The organism is Flavobacterium sp. N3904, from assembly GCF_025947305.1.
Classification (GTDB): domain Bacteria; phylum Bacteroidota; class Bacteroidia; order Flavobacteriales; family Flavobacteriaceae; genus Flavobacterium.
The window spans coordinates 421,306-434,316 of record NZ_CP110009.1; the positions used below are offsets into that span (position 1 = coordinate 421,306).

The following is a 13,011-nucleotide window of genomic DNA, read 5'->3' on the forward strand; positions in this document are numbered from 1 at the left end:
AAACAAAACAAAAACTATGAAATGTGTAATTATAGATGACGAACCATTGGCAGTTGATTTACTGGTAGAATTTGTTGGAAAAATTGATTCACTTGAACTTGTTACTACATTTACAAATGCTATTGATGCAATTTCAATTATAAATCAGTCCAATATCGATTTAATTTTTTTAGATATCGAAATGCCTCATTTTTCAGGGATTGACTTTATCAATGCCATCGAAAAAAAACCATTAATCATATTTACAACTGCTTACTCCAATTATGCTGTTGAAGGTTTCAATCTTGGTGCTGTAGATTATTTAGTAAAACCAATTCCTTTTAACCGTTTTTTAAAATCCGTTTTACGCGCTCAACAAATCTTTAACCCTCAAAATATTCCAACTGCAAATCCCGTTGTATCCATTCCGGAAATTGAGCATGATTTCATGTTTGTACGAGCTGAATATGAAAATGTAAAATTAAATTTTGCCGATATTTTATTTATAGAAGGATTGAAAGATTATGTCAAAATATACACTACCGATAATAAATATACCTTGACATTAATTAGTTTGATAAAATTGGAAAATTTACTCTCCTCCAAGGGTTTTGCAAGAATTCATCGTTCCTATATAATCAATATAAAACATGTGAAGTCCATCCAAAAAAACAAAGTTTTAATTGCCGAAAAAAGAATTCCAATAAGTGAAAGTTACAAAACGACTTTCTTTGAGAAGATAAACCTATAAATTCAAAGATTGGATTAAAAAATAAATCTACTCTTCCTTAAACCAGCTGGAATACATAACATAATTGTTTGAAATACGCTCAATTTCACCGGAAAAATTAGATTGATCAATATCTTTTACTTTTTTTGCAGGAACACCTGCCCAAATAGATCCGGATTCAATTACTGTATTTTGGGTAACCACAGCCCCTGCAGCAACAATAGAATTGCTTTCTACCACACAATTGTCCATAACTATTGCTCCCATCCCAATTAATACATTGTCATGAATTGTACAACCGTGAACAATTGCATTATGCCCGATAGAAACATTATTCCCAATAATTGTGGGATGCTTTTGATAAGTACAATGTACAATAGCACCGTCTTGAATATTTACTTTGTTACCAATAGTTATAAAATGTACATCACCTCGAATTACTGCATTAAACCAAACGCTGCAAGAAGCTCCAAAAGTTACATCCCCGACAATGGTTGCATTGTCGGCAACATAACAGTCTTCAGGAATATTTGGTGATTTACCGTTAACAGATTTTATTATCATTTTTGACTTTAAATTAATTAATTGCAGGACAGTTACAATCGTATTTCACTGGCTTGCATGAAAAGTTATACCCTAGAGTAAGCTGATGAAAACCAGCGTTATCATATTTAATATCTCCCAATAAATAGGTATACGTATAAGCAAACATGAAATTATTATAATTTAAACCAACAACTGGTGTTATATATTGCAATTTCTGACTGTTTGTACCGCTTCCATTGCTAAATTCAGCTCCATCAAAACTTCTTCGATAAGACAAACCTCCCCATAATTGTCCCATTTCCAGTTTTTTGTATGCTTTTAAGTTCATGTCTAATGAACTCTCTTTTGTTTTATCTACAAATTGATATAGAAGTGAGGGTTCCCATAATATTTTTTCGGGATTCCCAAAAACATATCCCCCACTAACAATAAATTTCCTCAAGTTATCACTTTCTAATTCACTATAAAGATTCTGCCTAGTTTCCAAAACATTTTTAACTACTGCATTAAAACTAAAATCAAGTAAATTATAAGAAGCACCTATATCCAAATTAAAATAAGAAGCCTGATATAAATTTCCTAAAGCAGGATCTGGATCAGTAAACTTGCTTTCGTCCAATTGACTTTGATTGACACCAACATTAACACCAAATGACAATTGATTCAAATCAACTTCATCTCTAGAAAACATAAGATGATACGCATAGGTAGCCTTAAAACCAAATTGCGAATGATATCCATTTACATCATTAAAAACGATGGCTCCTATTCCTGTTTTCTCTCCTACTCTACCATTATAACTTAATGTTTGAAGCGCTGGTGCATCTTCTTGATCAAACCATTGTCCTCTAACTGTGAGTCGTAATTTATCACAATTAGAAGCTCCTGCCATAGAAGGGAATATCAAATAGTAATTATCAGACAAATAGTCAGAATAAACCGGAATTCCTTCTTGCGCTATCGCATTTAGGCTTAGAAAAAAAAGAACTGCTATACACTTGATTCTGTTATACATTATAGGGAAAGTTTATAAAATTAGCCTTCGCAAAATAGGCTTTTGTTAATTTATTTATTAAATATTCAAATATAGGGATTCGTAGAAAATAACTTTAGTAAATTTGCATAAAATTACAAAATCATGACAAAGGTTATTATAAAAGAAACGCAAAACCCAACAATATTAAAATTTGAATTTCCGGATTTTATCACTCAAAATGAAAGCTTTGAATTCAGAAACATAGATGAAGCAAAAGTATCTCCACTGGCACAACAATTATTTTATCTTCCTTTTGTAAAAACAGTATATATTTCTGGAAATTTTATAGCCATCGAAAGATTCAGCATTGTAGAATGGGACGATGTGAAAGAGGCTGTTGCAGAACAAATTGAAGCTTTTGTTGACAAAGGGGGAATTATCATTGCCATTGATGAAAACAAAACCAAGAAACAACCCGTCACTGTTTATGGAGAATCGACTCCAAATCCAGCAGCCTTAAAATTTGTTGTAAGCAGAATGTTGACAAAAAATGCAATTGAATTCAAAAATATTGATCAATCGACACCTTCCCCACTAGCAACAGAGTTGTTTAAGTTTCCCTATGTAAAAGAAATTTTTATAGATGAAAATTACATATCCGTTACTAAATATGACATTAACGAGTGGCAAGATATTACTCTTGAATTAAGAAGTTTCATCAAACAATATATTGAAAATGGTGGAACAGTCTTGGATGAAAGTTTAATTGAAACCATTATAAAAGACGAAAAAACAATTGACGAATCTTTTGATTCACTGGACGAAACTTCTCAAAAAATAATCAACATACTTGAAGAATATGTAAAACCTGCCGTAGCTGCAGATGGAGGAAATATCCTTTTTGATTCGTATGATGGATCAACAAAAACGGTCAAAGTAATCATGCAAGGTGCCTGCAACGGTTGCCCATCGTCAACTTTTACTTTAAAAAGCGGTATTGAGAATATGCTAAAAAGCATGTTAAACGATGAAGGAATAAAAGTTGAAGCTGTTTAGATAATCTTAGATTAAGCCAATATAAATCAAAGCGTTTCAATAGAAACGCTTTTTTTATGGTCTAAAAAAAATGAAATGTCAAAAATATTGATTTTCAATTAAATACAAATATTATATTTAAAAAAAAGACTATTTTTGATATATTAACTTAATCCAAAGAACCATGGGAGTATCATCATTTTTTAAAAATTTATTTGGCACAGCCAAAGTAACAGCAAACGAAGTAGCCGAAAAAGCTGAAGCAGTATTTGAAGAAGCAAAAGTAGCCGCCACACCGTACATGGAAAAAGCTGAAACATTTGTAGAAGAAACAATAAATAAAACAAAAGAAACTGCAACACCTTATATCGAAAAAGCAGAAGCTTTCATAGAAGAAAATACAGCCAAAGCAAAAGAAACAGCTACTCCTTATATAGAAAAAGCAGAGACATTTGTAGAAGAAACAATTGAGAAAGCTAAAGTTGCAGCAACTCCAATCCTAGAAAAAACAGAAGCATTAATAGAAGATGCAAAAATTGAAGGTTCAAAAGCAATTGACTCCATAAAAGAAAAAGTAAGCTCTTTTTCAAATGATTCAAACGAAGACTGTGTGGAAGAACCAAAAGAACAAACAAATAGAATTGAAGAAGATGCCGATTAACTTTTAAAAAAAATAATTAATTAGTACTTTTGTACTTCAACTTTGACCTTCTCTTTTGAGAAGGTTTTTTTATTATTTTAAAATGACATTAGATCCAAATTACATCGCAAACTACGCCAGTAAATTTATAACTGTACTAGTAGATTATTCACCGAAGCTAATTTCGGCTTTTGTAATATTATTTGTGGGCCTTTATGCTATTCGAATTATCAACAGAATCATTCGAAAAATTATGGTAAAAAGAGAATTGGATCCCACATTAACCAAATTTCTTGCCGATATTCTATTATGGGTTTTAAGGGTATTGTTGTTTGTGACCTTTATATCCAATTTGGGAATCGAAACTTCATCATTCGTTGCTATTCTAGGCGCAATGGGACTTGCTGTTGGTTTATCTTTACAAGGTTCGTTATCAAATTTTGCTGGAGGTATGCTTATTATCCTTTTCAAACCATTCAAGGTTGGTGACACTATCGAAGCACAAGGCGTTTTGGCTACAGTAAAAGAGATTCAAATTTTTGTTACTAAATTAATTACAGCCAACAACCAAACTATTTTTGTTCCCAATGGGGCTTTGTCTAACGGAACGATAATAAACTATTCGATGCAGGGATTCAGAAGAGCCGATTTGACCATTGCCATTTCTTATGATACTGATATCAAAAAAGCAAAAGATATTATAACGGCCGTGCTTAAAAACAATCCTAAAGTACTTTTGACACCAGTGGCAGAAGTCTCCGTAAAAAACTTAACAGACAACTCCATACAATTGGCTGTAAGACCTTGGGCTAACAATGAAGATTTTGGAGCCGTTTACTCGGATACTTTAGAAAATTGCAAATTGGCCTTTGATGCAGCCGGAATTACTTTCCAACCTTTTGTTACAGAAGTTTCTAAAAACAATCAGTAACAACAAATAATACCAACTATTTCTTTGACGTAGTTAACAAAAAGTCTTTCAGATAATAGGGCTCAAAATAAGCGACATCTACAGTGTCGTTTTTTTTGAATTTATTATAACTTAAAATACTCATTTCATTGGCCGATGGATATTTTATATCCTCTAAAAATATAAAATTTGGTTTTATTAATACTGTCTTGCATTTTTCACTGCAATCCCCAACAAAATAAATGGATTGCAGTTCGTTCTCAAAAGAGTTTTCTGTGATAATTTCGGCTTGAATTTCTCGTTTCTTTTCTAAAGAGGAAGAAAAAACAGCACTATATACTTCCATTCTGCGGGCATCAATCATTGGCACAATTAAACCCTCAACAACGCTAACTTGCGAAGCCAACGTTTCTAATGTATCTACTGCAATCAACGGAATATTCAAAGCATAACACAAGCCTTTGGCTGCCGAAACTCCAATTCGCAAACCTGTATAAGAACCTGGTCCCTGACTGACTGCAACAGCAGCTAAATCACGAAGTGTAATTCCGGTCTCTTTTATAATTTCTTCAATATAAACATGCAATCGTTCGGCATGGGAATAGCCTTCTTCGGCAATTTCTTTACAAAGAATAGTTTTACCTTCATTTGCCAAAGCAACAGAACAATTTTTGGTCGCGGTTTCAATGTTAAGAATATAGGACACTTTTTTAAAATTTTATATTTTAGGTTTTAGAATAATGAATCTAAAACATCAAATTATTGATTCGCCAGCAAATTTACACCGAATTTTGAAATATAGTTTCATAAAAACAAAAACACGTCTAGAGTTCTAAACGTGTTTTGTTTTTTAATACAATTTTATATAAAGCTTTTTACAAAAGGATTGAAAAAAAAAATATCTATTTTTTCTTATCATCCCCTTGGACAAACACTTTATCACCTGAATTCAAATCTTTTGAAACAGTCGTATAAGGCCCCGTAATTACAACGTCTCCTTTTTTAAGACCAGTCATAACTTCAATATTTGTATCGTCTTGAATTCCTGTTTTTATGATTCTTATTTTTGCTTTATCGCCTACTTTTACAAAAACACATTCAAATTTTTTGTCACTTTTCGGAGCGGGTTTTTTATCATCAGATTCCGGACCTTCCATTTTAACTTCTTTCACAGCGGTTGTATCTGATTTTACAACAACCGAGCTAATAGGAACAAAAACGACATTTGCTTTTGTAGTTGTAATAATATCTACCGTTGCGGTCATACCAGGACGAAATGGAGAATAGGAAAGTGGTTTTCCAACTGTCAAATCTTGGTAGGACTCTTTCAAAATTCTAACTTTTACTTTAAAATTAGTTACTTGATCAGCTGTCAAAGCGGTACTTGCCGAATTGGAAATACTGGTAACCACTCCTTTAAATTGCTTTTTTAAATAGGCATCGACTTCAACATTGGCCAAATCTCCCACTTTTATTTTTACAATGTCATTTTCATTTACATCGACTTCTACTTCCATGTTATTCAAATTGGCTACCCTTAAAATCTCGGTACCCGCCATTTGTTGCGTTCCCAAAACTCTCTCACCAAGTTCTACGTTAAGCATAGAAATGGTACCATCTGCAGGAGCGTAGATTAACGTTCTTCCAAGATTATCTTTTGCTTCATTTACAGAAGCCGATGCACTTTGAACATTGTAATATGCCGATTGTTTTGCTGCTTTTGCCCCTTCGAAAGTAGCTATAGATTTATCCCAATCTGATTTTGAAATCACTCCTTTTTCATACAAAGATTTGTTTCGGTCATAATTGGCTTTAGCCTCATTATAGGATGCGTCAGATTGACTTAAACCTGCTCTTGACCCAGATAAATTGGCCACGGACCTATTCAAACCCGATGTGTATAAATCAGGATTTATTTTTACTAATAATTCCCCTTTTTTTACAACTTGACCTTCTTTTATTGGCAAAGAAATAATTTCGCCAGAAACCATTGAAGCAATTTTCACTTCAATCTCAGGTTGTATTTTTCCTGTTGCCGAAACAGTTTCTACAATAGTTCCAGTTTCTACATTGGCAATTTCAACTTCTTTACCTTTATCTTTATTCCCTATAACTCCAGCTTTGGAAAGACCTACCAACAATGCAATAACTACTATTGCTCCACCAATTAAAATATAAATTGTTTTTTTAGACATAATAAAAAGAGTATTAAATGATTGGAATTCCAAAATAGAATTCTAATATTTTGGTTTTAAACATATAATCGTATTTTGTTCTGATAACCTCAGATTGTGCATTTGTCAATAACGTTTGTGATTGAAAAAAGTCAAAAGAATTCATCAAACCAACTGCGTACTTTTCTTTGGCATAATCATACGAACCTTGTCTAGATTCAAGAGCTACCAATGCTGATTCGTAAGCATTAAGCGCACCTTTTGCATCAGTATAAGCAGTATAAACATTTCTTTGCAATGTCAATTCTTCTTGTTCTAACGCTATTTTCGTTTTCTCCACATTCACTTTTGATCGATCCACATTATTTCTAACTGAAAAACCGTTGAATATTGGAATATTTAATTGAGCAGAAATGGATTGTCCTTTATTATCATTGAATTGGTCAACAACCGGCAAAGCATGGCCTGTTACAGGAGAAAAATTGGGTTGTAGTACATTTTGATTTGTCCCTTGTACAAATCCAATCACTGAAGTTGGATTGGCCGTATTTGGCACATATCCTGTTACGATATCGCTATAACTTGCTCTTGTATTAAAATTATAAAATGCTTGCAAAGTAGGCTGATAAGCTCCTTTTGAAATCGCTAAATCTTTCATGGCAATTTCAAGATTTGTCCTAGCGATTTTAAGTTCTACACGTTCTTGTTTGGCTTTATCATAAATGGCCATAGGCGTTTGGGCCAGAATATTATTGTCGTTTTTGGTAACCGAATCATCTTTTACGTCAAAATCATAAAATTCTGGGATTTGCAATAATTGGGCTAAACTCAATTTAGAAATCAATAATGTGTTTTCAGCAGCAATTACTTTTTGATTATCGGAAGCAATTGTAGCTTTGATATCCAATAAATCACCACGAGGAATGGTTCCGGCTTTTACTAATTCTTCTGAACGAAGTAACTGTTTTTCATTGATACTCATTTGCTCTTTTTGCACTTTCAAAAACTCCTTATTGAAAAGTATTTGCAAAAAAGCATTGGCAACATTCAAAGACACATCTTCTTGCATTTTTGTCAATTGATATTTTGCTGCAATTATCTTTAGGTTTGCTCTACGAAGATTATTTTGATTTTGCATGCCTTTGTAAATATCAATCCCTATGGATGCCCCTAGCGAAGTATACTGGGTGGTTTGATTTTCTAAAAGACCTGTTGTAATGTTTTGATTCAAACCAACGTTCCAAGAGTGTCCAGCACTAGCATTTACGGAAGGTAAAAAATTTCCTTGAGCTCCCTTTTTGTCTATATTGGCGGTTTGGCTTTCTAAAGCTGTTTCTTTAATTTGGATATTATTTTCCAAAGCATATTTTACACATTCTTCTAATGTCCAAACTTTGGTTTGCGCTTGAGTTGAAAGTCCAATAAGGAAGACAAAAGCAATTCTTATATAATTTATTTTTTTCATTTCTTTTGGTATAAAAGCGTAACAAATATACTACGCATATTTAACTTAATTTGTAAAACTAAAGCCTTTTTTAGACAATTATTTAGGTTTTTCTTCTTCTGTTTTCAAGCCTTGATTCCAGACTTTTATTTTATCAGAAGCTTTAAGACCGCTTTTTACTTGAACATAAATTCCGTCACTAACACCAAGTACTATGTCTTTTCTTTGAAACTTCTGTTTGCTTGTTTCAATCTCTACGTAAGGCTTCTGTGTTTTTTTGTCAAATTGAACTAATGATTCTTTAAGTGCTTGAACTTTATCTGCTTTTTCTAATATAATAGAAGCATTTGCACTCAAACCTGCTCTAATAAAAGTATTATCTCTATTGGTTAAAGTCGCTTTAATTTCAAATTGGATAGCACCATTTTCTGTTTTTCCTTTTGGGGCTATATCTGTCAAAATTGCAGTGAATTTTTTATTTTCAATGGCACCAACTGTAATTTCTATAGGCATATTTAATCTAATTTTTCCAACCTCAGACTCATCAACTTTACCTATAAAAATCATTCTTCCAACATCGGCAACACTTGCAATAGTAGTACCTTCGTTAAAATTATTACTTTCAATTACTTGATTCCCAACTTTTACCGGAACATCAAGCACCATTCCGTTTACAGTTGATCGGATTACAGTATTGGCATAATTTCCTAAACCTGAAGCAGTTCCTGTTTTTACGATATCAAATCCTTGAATAGAGGCACTATAATTTTGCTTCGCCTGATTATACGCCAATTGTGCTGCGTCAAAATCATTAGCAGAAATCACGCCCTTATCAAATAATGTTTTTTGTCTTTGATACAATTTTTCCTGATTGTCTAATGCGATTTTAGCAGTTCTCACTTGATTTTGGGTGCTGCTCAAATTTGAAACATTCGCCACCACTTTGATTTTAGCAATCATATCCCCAGCCGTTACTGATTCTCCAGCTTTGATGTACACCTTTTCTATGATTCCAGAAATATTAGGTTTAATTAAGACCTCTTCATCTGGCACGATATTTCCAGTAGCAAGCGTACTTTTCACAATTGTCTTCACTTCCACTTTATCGGTTTCAAAAACAATAGGTGATTGTTGGTTTTTTGCGTACAAATAATACAAAGCTCCAAAAAAAACTATTGCTATTAAAATCAATACGGTTATGGTTACTCCTTTTTTCATTTTATAAATTTTATTCGATTATTATTGTTTTTTGATTGTTTTTATTCTGTTCGTAGAGCATCTACTGGTTTGACATTTATGGCCGTTTGTGCCGGAATAAATCCAGCCAATAATCCTGAACCCACTAAAATTAACAAAGCTAAAAACACTACTGTTAAATCAACACTTGGATTAATAAACATCATTCCTTCCGAAGGCATTGTTGCCAAAATCATATTTAATATGGCCAATAATCCCGTTGCTACGGCGATACCAAACATACCCGCTATTATAGTTAGAAAAATCGCTTCTAATAATATTTGGGATCGAATGGCCCCGGGTGTTGCCCCCAATGCTCTTCTGATTCCTATTTCGTTGGTTCGTTCTTTTACAACGATGAGCATAATATTTGAAATCCCAATAATACCAGATAACAGTACTAAAGTTCCAACAAAATAAGCGATGAATTTAAGAACCATAAATAAGTCCTGTACCTTTTGAAATTCGGCAAACAAGTCAAAATTACCAACAGCTCTTTCATCATCAGGGTGAATAGAATGTCGCTCTCGAATCAATGCCAGAATCGAAGGTCTAAGCTCAGTAATTGATGCATTATCATTTGCCGTAAGTGCCATCCAACCTACTTTATCCCCAAAATTAAAGGCTTGCTGAAAAGTGGTAAAAGGAATGAAAATATTTTTTTGAGCCCCTTCAGCATTTCCATTATTATTCCCCTTGGATTTATAAACACCCACCACCATAAAATTGACACCATTTATTTTGATGTAAGTACCTATGACTTCTTCGGCATTCATGTACAATTCATTGATAACACCATTACCTATTATGGCAACTTTGCGTCTTGTCAATATATCTTGTTGATTTACAAAACGACCTTTCACAATGTCCATTTGCTCTTGTTTCACCAATTCTGGATAATCACCATAAATAGTATAAGCACCTGTTTTTGTACCTCTAACCACATTACTAACCCCATTGAAATCACCCAATTGATTGCGGGGAGACACGTATAACAGGTCAGGGAATTTTTGTTTTAAAGCATCAACATCGCTATTTCTAAAATCATATCGTCGGGTTTTAGGTAACCCTTTATAGGCCTTTGATGTTGTTTGTGTCCAAACAAACATAGTATTTGTAGCAATACCGTCAAATCCCTTTTTCACACCGTTCTCTAATCCATTTGAAGCAGCCAATAAGATTACCAAAATAAATATTCCCCAAAATACTCCAAAAGCCGTAAGCAGCGTTCGGAAGGTATTAGCGGTCAGCGCCTCTAAAATTTCGTTCCAATTTTCTCTATCAAACATAATTATTCGTCTCTAAGTGCTACAATAGGTCTAATTTTGGCTGCTCGATAAGCCGGAACAAATCCTGCCAAAGCTCCTGCAACTACCAAAACAATTAAGGTTGATATGGCTACCGTAAAATCTACTTGTGGATTCACAAAATATTCACTTTGTGCATGGGGACCAATTAATTCCAAAAGTGCCAATCCAGTCAATAATCCAATAAAACCAGAAATAGTTGTAATAAAGATAGACTCATGCAAAATCATTATAATAATTGAAATTGGAGAAGCCCCAAGCGCTTTTCGGATCCCAATTTCTTTGGTTCGTTCTTTTACAATAATCAGCATAATATTACTAACTCCAACAACACCGGCAATAATAGTACAGATTCCAACCCACCAAAAAAACAATCGAATATAAAGATTCAGATCATAAAACTTTTTGGCTTCTTTAACAGAATTAAAAATTCCAACAGCGCTTTCATCATCAGGAGCAGCACCATTTTTACTTCTCAATAATTTTCCATAATCATTTTTGAATTTTTCGGACTCAGCTACAGCTTCTTCATAAGTGTCTTTCTTTTTCATCGTATAAGCCATATAACTTATTTTATCTCCTAATCCAAAAACCTGTTGGGCTGTAGTTATAGGCACAAATACTCTGCTTTCTTCTCTCTCCCCTCCTGGATCAGTAAACACTCCAACTACTTTAAAATTGATATTCGCTACAGTAATGTTTTCGCCTATCGGATTTTTTTCTTTAAACAGGTCTAATTTAACTTTTTGACCAATCACAGCTGCTTTTACATTGTACTTCAGATCGTTTGCATTAATATACCTGCCTTTTATAACTGATACATTTTCTATTTCCATGCCGTCTGTATTTACACCTCTGTATTGATAATTTCCTGATTCCTTTCCATAACTTACGGTAATTCCCCAACCAGTAGCAGTAACCCCATTTTTATCCAATTGGTCACCGTATTTTTGTACTCCAAGATCAAAATCACTATTTCTAAATTGAATTTGCCTTCCAGGATTCATTCCTTTGTATGCTTTAGTTGTCGCACCAGACCAAACCTCAATTACGCCAGCGGCATCACGTTCAAATTGTTTTTCGATTCCGTTTTGCAAACCTTTTCCAACGCCAAGTAGAATCACCAAAATAAAGATACCCGAAGCTACAGAAACTCCAGTGAGAAAAGTTCTCAGTTTGTTTTTGGCAATCGCCTCAAATATTTCCTGCCAACGTTCTATATTAAACATAAGAAGAAGCTCTAACTTGTTCTACCATTTTATCGTCAATGATCAATCCGTCTTTCAGGACCACATTTCTTTTGCACATAGCGGCAATATCCGGTTCGTGTGTCACTATCAAAATAGTTTTGCCTTCGTCATTAATCCCTTGAATCAATTCCATTACTTCATAAGATGTCAACGTATCTAATGCACCCGTAGGTTCATCTGCCAACAAAACTTTTGGGTTTGAGGCCAAAGCTCTCGCAATTGCCACACGTTGTTTCTGACCTCCAGATAGCTCATTGGGCAAGTGATGTGAATGCGATGCCAATCCTACTTTTTCCAAATATCTCATGGCAATTTCGTTTCTTTCTTTTCTTTTCACGCCTTGGTAATACAACGGTAAAGCCACATTATCCAAAGCACTTTTGTAGTTAATCAAATTGAAAGACTGAAAAACAAAACCAAGAAATTGGTTTCGGTATTTTGAAGCTATTGTTTCGTTTAATTTTTTAATGGGTACATTATCTAAAGTATAAAGCCCTGAATCTGCTTCGTCAAGAATCCCAAGTATATTCAATAAAGTAGATTTTCCTGAACCTGACGAGCCCATGATGGCAACTAGTTCGCCTTCTTTAATGCTGAAATTAATTCCCTTTAGCACATGCAATTCGGAATGTCCCATTTTGTATGATTTATGTAAGTCTTTAATTTCAATCATGATTAGGTATATATTTAAAACAATAGAATTATTTATTTTTAAAGAAATAATCTGAGAACAGATTTCGAATTATTTCTATTTTTAAACATAAGACTTATTTACAAAGAAAAT

13 protein-coding genes are annotated in these 13,011 nt (G+C 33.5%); 4 read left to right on the forward strand and 9 right to left on the reverse strand.

Annotation, left to right across the window (positions count from 1 at the left end):
• Positions 1-16 precede the first annotated feature (16 nt).
• Positions 17-730 carry a LytR/AlgR family response regulator transcription factor gene (locus OLM57_RS01930; RefSeq protein WP_264565553.1) on the forward strand — a complete coding sequence of 238 codons (714 nt, stop codon included), beginning with the start codon at positions 17-19 and terminating at the stop codon, positions 728-730.
• Between the two features lie 27 nt (positions 731-757).
• On the opposite strand, the gene OLM57_RS01935 is transcribed toward OLM57_RS01930, so the two are convergent.
• Together OLM57_RS01935 and OLM57_RS01940 are read right to left on the reverse strand one after the other, a co-directional pair.
• Positions 758-1,273: a gamma carbonic anhydrase family protein gene (locus tag OLM57_RS01935; protein WP_264565554.1), complete on the reverse strand. Its 516-nt coding sequence runs from the start codon at positions 1,271-1,273 to the stop codon at positions 758-760.
• Positions 1,274-1,286: 13 nt separating this feature from the next.
• Positions 1,287-2,270 (reverse strand): type IX secretion system membrane protein PorP/SprF, encoded by a 984-nt coding sequence (locus tag OLM57_RS01940; protein ID WP_264565555.1) that lies wholly within the window; start codon positions 2,268-2,270, stop codon positions 1,287-1,289.
• A 123-nt stretch (positions 2,271-2,393) separates the two neighbouring features.
• Here OLM57_RS01940 and OLM57_RS01945 point away from each other — a divergent pair, with 123 nt between their 5' ends.
• The 3 genes from OLM57_RS01945 to OLM57_RS01955 all read left to right on the forward strand — a co-directional run bounded on the left by OLM57_RS01945 (position 2,394) and on the right by OLM57_RS01955 (position 4,837).
• Positions 2,394-3,287, forward strand: coding sequence for a NifU family protein (locus OLM57_RS01945; protein ID WP_264565556.1), 894 nt, complete (start codon positions 2,394-2,396; stop codon positions 3,285-3,287).
• A gap of 163 nt (positions 3,288-3,450) precedes the next feature.
• On the forward strand, positions 3,451-3,927 hold the full coding sequence (locus OLM57_RS01950; protein ID WP_264565557.1) for an apolipoprotein A1/A4/E family protein: 477 nt from the start codon (positions 3,451-3,453) through the stop codon (positions 3,925-3,927).
• 82 nt (positions 3,928-4,009) lie between these two features.
• Positions 4,010-4,837: a mechanosensitive ion channel family protein gene (locus tag OLM57_RS01955; protein ID WP_264565558.1), complete on the forward strand. Its 828-nt coding sequence runs from the start codon at positions 4,010-4,012 to the stop codon at positions 4,835-4,837.
• Between the two features lie 16 nt (positions 4,838-4,853).
• On the opposite strand, the gene tsaB is transcribed toward OLM57_RS01955, so the two are convergent.
• From tsaB to OLM57_RS01990, 7 genes are all read right to left on the reverse strand, one after another.
• On the reverse strand, positions 4,854-5,522 hold the full coding sequence (gene tsaB / locus OLM57_RS01960) for a tRNA (adenosine(37)-N6)-threonylcarbamoyltransferase complex dimerization subunit type 1 TsaB (protein ID WP_264565559.1): 669 nt from the start codon (positions 5,520-5,522) through the stop codon (positions 4,854-4,856).
• A gap of 196 nt (positions 5,523-5,718) precedes the next feature.
• Positions 5,719-7,011, reverse strand: coding sequence for an efflux RND transporter periplasmic adaptor subunit (locus OLM57_RS01965; protein ID WP_264565560.1), 1,293 nt, complete (start codon positions 7,009-7,011; stop codon positions 5,719-5,721).
• Positions 7,012-7,024: 13 nt separating this feature from the next.
• Positions 7,025-8,455, reverse strand: a complete 1,431-nt coding sequence (locus tag OLM57_RS01970) for a TolC family protein (protein WP_264565561.1) — start codon at positions 8,453-8,455, stop codon at positions 7,025-7,027.
• Between the two features lie 78 nt (positions 8,456-8,533).
• Positions 8,534-9,652 (reverse strand): efflux RND transporter periplasmic adaptor subunit, encoded by a 1,119-nt coding sequence (locus tag OLM57_RS01975; protein ID WP_264565562.1) that lies wholly within the window; start codon positions 9,650-9,652, stop codon positions 8,534-8,536.
• A gap of 41 nt (positions 9,653-9,693) precedes the next feature.
• Entirely contained in the window at positions 9,694-10,959 is a 1,266-nt protein-coding gene (locus tag OLM57_RS01980) for an ABC transporter permease (protein ID WP_264565563.1), read from the reverse strand.
• Between the two features lie 2 nt (positions 10,960-10,961).
• Entirely contained in the window at positions 10,962-12,206 is a 1,245-nt protein-coding gene (locus OLM57_RS01985; protein WP_264565564.1) for an ABC transporter permease, read from the reverse strand.
• Positions 12,199-12,900 carry an ABC transporter ATP-binding protein gene (locus OLM57_RS01990; RefSeq protein ID WP_264565565.1) on the reverse strand — a complete coding sequence of 234 codons (702 nt, stop codon included), beginning with the start codon at positions 12,898-12,900 and terminating at the stop codon, positions 12,199-12,201. The genes OLM57_RS01985 and OLM57_RS01990 overlap by 8 nt, the downstream gene beginning before the upstream one ends.
• Positions 12,901-13,011 lie beyond the last annotated feature (111 nt).

Excerpts from the sequence above, each read along its gene's own strand:
- OLM57_RS01940 (WP_264565555.1), bottom strand. The coding sequence starts at position 2,270 with ATGTATAACAGAATCAAGTGTATAGCAGTTCTTTTTTTTCTAAGCCTA.
- OLM57_RS01990 (WP_264565565.1), bottom strand. The coding sequence starts at position 12,900 with ATGATTGAAATTAAAGACTTACATAAATCATACAAAATGGGACATTCC.
- OLM57_RS01945 (WP_264565556.1), top strand. The coding sequence starts at position 2,394 with ATGACAAAGGTTATTATAAAAGAAACGCAAAACCCAACAATATTAAAA.
- OLM57_RS01950 (WP_264565557.1), top strand. The coding sequence starts at position 3,451 with ATGGGAGTATCATCATTTTTTAAAAATTTATTTGGCACAGCCAAAGTA.
- OLM57_RS01955 (WP_264565558.1), top strand. The coding sequence starts at position 4,010 with ATGACATTAGATCCAAATTACATCGCAAACTACGCCAGTAAATTTATA.
- OLM57_RS01930 (WP_264565553.1), top strand. The coding sequence starts at position 17 with ATGAAATGTGTAATTATAGATGACGAACCATTGGCAGTTGATTTACTG.
- OLM57_RS01965 (WP_264565560.1), bottom strand. The coding sequence starts at position 7,011 with ATGTCTAAAAAAACAATTTATATTTTAATTGGTGGAGCAATAGTAGTT.
- OLM57_RS01985 (WP_264565564.1), bottom strand. The coding sequence starts at position 12,206 with ATGTTTAATATAGAACGTTGGCAGGAAATATTTGAGGCGATTGCCAAA.
- OLM57_RS01970 (WP_264565561.1), bottom strand. The coding sequence starts at position 8,455 with ATGAAAAAAATAAATTATATAAGAATTGCTTTTGTCTTCCTTATTGGA.
- OLM57_RS01975 (WP_264565562.1), bottom strand. The coding sequence starts at position 9,652 with ATGAAAAAAGGAGTAACCATAACCGTATTGATTTTAATAGCAATAGTT.
- OLM57_RS01980 (WP_264565563.1), bottom strand. The coding sequence starts at position 10,959 with ATGTTTGATAGAGAAAATTGGAACGAAATTTTAGAGGCGCTGACCGCT.
- OLM57_RS01935 (WP_264565554.1), bottom strand. The coding sequence starts at position 1,273 with ATGATAATAAAATCTGTTAACGGTAAATCACCAAATATTCCTGAAGAC.